Below are 4,201 nucleotides of genomic sequence, written 5' to 3' on the forward strand. Positions count from 1 at the left end.
GGCTGATCGACGGCGCCGGCGCCGTCGATCAGCCAGACAAGCACCGGGAAGGTGACGAACAGCACCGGGAAGAGGTTGAATGGCGCCAGCGCCAGCACCGACAACGCCCCGGCCGCCATGGCGATGACGGCGCGCTGCCATCCCCAGGCGAGGATGACGGCGAGCGCAATTTGCCGAAGTCGCTGCGATGGGCTCACTGCGGGGCGGTCCCGTCGCCCGGCGGCGGCGTGGGCGTGTCGCCGGCCGGCGATTGTCCGCTGTCCGGCGTGGCTTCGCGGCGCCGGCTCTCGCGCTGGACGCGGGGGGCCGGACGCTCCTTCCGCGTCGAGATGCGCAGCCGCTTGACGCGGCGCGGATCGGCATCGAGCACCTCGACCTCGTAGGTGCCGGGACCCGAGATCACCTCGCCCCGCACCGGCAGGCGCCCGACGAAGCTGACGAGATAGCCGCCCAGCGTCTCCACCTCCTCGCCGGCCTCGCCGGTGAGGAAATCCTCGCCGATCACCGAGCGGACGTCGTCGAGGCTGGCGCGGGCGTCGGCGATGAAGGCGTTGTCGGGCAGGCGCACGATCGAGGGTGGCTCGTCGCTGTCGTGCTCGTCGTCGATCTCGCCCACGATCTGCTCGACGATGTCCTCGATCGAGACCAGCCCGTCGCTGCCGCCATATTCGTCGACCACCAGCGCCAGATGGATGCGCGAGGCCTGCATCTGCGCGAGCAGGTCGATCGCCCGCATCGAGGGCGGCACGTAGAGCAGCTTGCGGATGATGTGCGCGTCATGAAGCGGCAGCGCGAGATCGACCGCACGCAGGTCGAGCCCGGCCGGCAGCGGCTTCTTGCGCTTGGTCTTGGTGGCTTGCGACACGCGGGCGCGTGCGGTCATGAAGGCGAGCAGGTCGCGGATGTGGACGATGCCGACGGGATCGTCGAGCGTCTCGTTGTAGACCACGAGGCGGGAATGGCCTGCACTCTCGAAGCGGTCCATCAATTCGCCGAGCGGGATGTCGCGCTTCACCGCGACGATGTCGGCGCGATGCACCATGACGTCGGCGATCCGGCGCTCGTGCAGGCCGAGGATGTTGCGCAGCATGGTGCGCTCGACGGCCGAGAAGCCGGTGTCGTCGGGTGTGGTCGCATCCAGCACGACCTGGAGGTCGTGGCGCACCGAGCCCGCCTTCCAGCCGAACAGCGTGCGGATCGCGCGCAGCAGCCAGCCTTCGGAGCTCGGGCGCATCACCTCGCCGTGCGCCACGACGACGGGCAGATTGCGCGTGTTGCGCGGGTTGTCCTGGATTGGGTCGGATTCAGGCATCTCAGTGCGTCCCCGTGCGGTCGGCATAGGGATCGGGGATGCCGAGATGCGCCAGGATCTGCGTCTCCAGCGCTTCCATCTCCTCGGCGTCGGCGTCGTTCTCGTGATCGTAGCCGATCAGGTGCAGGAAGCCGTGCACGGCGAGATGGCTCAGATGGTGATCGAACGGCTTGTGTTCCTCGTCCGCCTCGCGCCGCATGGTCTCGTAGGCGATCGCGATGTCGCCGAGCATGCGCGGCGCATCGCCCGGCTTCCACGCGCCCTCCGGCTGCAGCGCGGGGAACGACAGCACGTTGGTCGGCTTGTCGATGCCGCGCCAGTTGCTGTTGAGGGTGCGGATGCCGGCATCATCGGTCAGCATCACCGCCACTTCCGCGTCGGCAACGTCTTCGTCGACGCTCTCGGCGGCGGCCGCCACCGCGCGCTGGATCACGGCTTCTGAATCGGGCTTGCGCTGCCAGCAATCGGCAACGACGAGGACCTCGGTCATGGGAATATTGGAATGGGACATTGTGCTGTCTCGGACGAAGGACGCCATATTCACGCCCTCGGGGTCCGGTGTTGCCTCGTCAGGATTGACCGGTGGCCGGTCGCTGCGGCGACCCTTCGTAGGCGCCGACGATCCTTGCCACGAGTTCGTGGCGGATCACGTCCTCGGCCTTGAAATGAACCTGGGCGATACCCTCGATGCCGTTCAGGAGCCGGGTCGCTTCGGCGAGGCCCGAGGTCTGGCCGTTGGGCAGGTCGATCTGCGAGGGATCGCCCGTCACGATCATGCGGCTGTTCTCGCCGAGACGCGTCAGGAACATCTTCATCTGCATCGACGTGGTGTTCTGGGCCTCGTCCAGGATGATGGCGGCATTGGTCAGCGTGCGGCCGCGCATGAACGCGAGTGGCGCGATCTCGATCTCGCCGCTCTGCAGCGCACGCTCGACGATGCGCGCATCCATGAGATCGTAGAGCGCGTCGTAGATCGGCCGCAGATAAGGATCCACCTTCTCGCGGAGGTCGCCGGGCAGGAAACCGAGTCGCTCGCCGGCTTCCACAGCCGGACGCGACAGGATGATGCGGTCGACCTCCTTGCGCTCGAACAGCTGGGCGGCGTGGGCGACGGCAAGCCAGGTCTTTCCGGTGCCGGCCGGGCCGACGCCGAACACCAGCTCGTGGCGTTTCAGCGCGCGGATGTAGGAATCCTGCGCGGCGGTGCGCGCGCGCACCGGGCGCTTGCGCAAGTTGATGCTGTCGAAGGCCGTCTTGGGCGATTTGGCATCGAACTCGAACAGCGAGCCTTGCGCGATGACGGCGCGGATCGCGCCTTCGACCTCGCCCTGGTCGAGATCCTGCCCCTTCACGGCCTGACCGTAGAGCATCTCAAGCACGCGGCGCGCGGCGTCGCAGCCGTCGCGCGAGCCGCCGATCGTGATGTGGTTGCCTTTGGAGTCCACGACCACGCCGAGCCGCCGCTCGATCTGCGCCAGATGCTGGCCGTAGGGGCCGACCAGTGCGGAGGCGGCGCGGTTGTCGTCGAAGTCGATGACGACCTGGGTCTCGGGCGGAGCTTGCATGTCGCGGTCAAATTTGCGGCTGGGAGCGAACGAAGACGAATCCGATGCGCTTTTTGGCAAGGGTTCAGGCTCCACTGGCTTGCGATAAAGCGGGCTCGCGCGCGCTGCGCGCCGTCACGAGCTCGCCGAGAAAACTGTACCGCTCGAGGCTGTCGATGCGGACCGGCAGGATCTGTCCGATGATGTCGGGCGAGGCCATGACATGCGCCGGCTGGAGGTACGCGGTGCGCCCGACGATCTGGCCCTCCTTGCGGGCCGGACGCTCGAACAACACATCGACCGTTGAGCCAATCGCAGCCTTGTTGAAGGCCGATTGCTGGCTGTCGATCAGTTCCTGGAGCCGCTCCAATCGCTGGTCCATGTCGGCGGGGGACACCGTCTCCTGCATGTCCGCGGCCGGCGTTCCCGGCCGGGCGGAGTATTTGAACGAATACGCCGCAGCGTAGCCGATTTGCGTGACAAGCGCGAGGGTGGCGAGAAAATCTTGCTCGCTTTCGCCGGGGAAGCCGACGATGAAATCTGATGAAAAAGCAATGTCTTGGCGGGCGGCGCGGAAACGCTCGACGACCCGCCGGTAGTCATCGGCGGTATGTTTGCGGTTCATGGCGGCCAGAATCCGGTCCGAGCCCGACTGCACCGGCAGGTGCACGAACGGCATCAGGGCACCGAGATCGCGATGGGCGGCAATCAGGCTGTCGTCGACGTCGCGGGGATGGCTGGTCGAATAGCGCAGCCGCGCAATGCCCGGGATCGCCGCCAGATGTTCGAGCAGCCTGCCGAGCGGCCAGGTTTTTCCGTCCGGACCCTCGCCATGATAGGCGTTGACGTTCTGTCCGATCAGCGTCAGCTCGCGCACGCCATTGTCGGCGAGGCGCTTCACGTCATCGACGATCTTCGCCACCGGGCGCGAGACTTCCGAGCCCCGCGTGTAGGGTACGACGCAGAAGGTGCAGAACTTGTCGCAGCCTTCCTGCACCGTGACGAAGGCGGAAATGCCGCGCGCGCGGATCGCGTCGGGCGTGGGTTGGGCCAAGAAGCCGAACTTGTCCTCGGCCGGGAACTCAGTCTCGATCGCGCGGCCTTCGCTGCCGGCGCGCTTCAGCAGCTCCGGCAGATGATGATAGCTCTGCGGCCCGACCACGACGTCGACCGCGGGCGCCCGCCGCACGATCTCCTCGCCCTCGGCCTGCGCCACGCAGCCGGCCACCGCGATCTGCATCGCGCGGCCCCCACGCGCGGCCTCGTCCTTGGCGACGCGCAGGCGGCCGAGCTCGGAATAGACCTTTTCCGAAGCCTTCTCGCGGATATGGCAGGTGTTGAGGAT

General features: G+C 67.2%; 4 protein-coding genes and 1 pseudogene. All 5 read right to left on the minus strand.

All coding sequences use genetic code 11. The features are described from left to right. Window positions 1-197: pseudogene (locus JHD07_RS34090) on the minus strand (apolipoprotein N-acyltransferase); the annotation flags it as partial. Continuing rightward, window positions 194-1,312, minus strand: a complete 1,119-nt coding sequence (locus JHD07_RS34095; protein ID WP_291630152.1) for a hemolysin family protein — start codon at window positions 1,310-1,312, stop codon at window positions 194-196. The gene JHD07_RS34095 and the pseudogene JHD07_RS34090, both read right to left, overlap by 4 nt. Window position 1,313: 1 nt before the next feature. Further along, the gene (ybeY, locus tag JHD07_RS34100) at window positions 1,314-1,823 is read right to left on the minus strand and encodes an rRNA maturation RNase YbeY (RefSeq protein ID WP_291630154.1); all 510 of its coding nucleotides are present in this window, start codon (window positions 1,821-1,823) and stop codon (window positions 1,314-1,316) included. A 58-nt stretch (window positions 1,824-1,881) separates the two neighbouring features. Next, complete coding sequence (locus tag JHD07_RS34105; RefSeq protein ID WP_291630156.1) at window positions 1,882-2,877, minus strand: PhoH family protein; 996 nt, start codon at window positions 2,875-2,877, stop codon at window positions 1,882-1,884. 64 nt (window positions 2,878-2,941) lie between these two features. Next, window positions 2,942-4,201, minus strand: a 1,260-nt coding sequence (miaB, locus tag JHD07_RS34110; RefSeq protein WP_291630159.1) for a tRNA (N6-isopentenyl adenosine(37)-C2)-methylthiotransferase MiaB, incomplete at its 5' end; no start/stop codon positions are given.

Source organism: Bradyrhizobium sp. (assembly GCF_016462955.1).
Taxonomy (GTDB): Bacteria; Pseudomonadota; Alphaproteobacteria; order Rhizobiales; family Xanthobacteraceae; genus Bradyrhizobium.

What these genes read in the sequence shown, in the direction of transcription:
- JHD07_RS34095 (WP_291630152.1), bottom strand. Translation starts at nt 1,312, where the DNA reads ATGCCTGAATCCGACCCAATCCAGGACAACCCGCGCAACACGCGCAAT.
- JHD07_RS34105 (WP_291630156.1), bottom strand. Translation starts at nt 2,877, where the DNA reads ATGCAAGCTCCGCCCGAGACCCAGGTCGTCATCGACTTCGACGACAAC.
- ybeY (WP_291630154.1), bottom strand. Translation starts at nt 1,823, where the DNA reads ATGTCCCATTCCAATATTCCCATGACCGAGGTCCTCGTCGTTGCCGAT.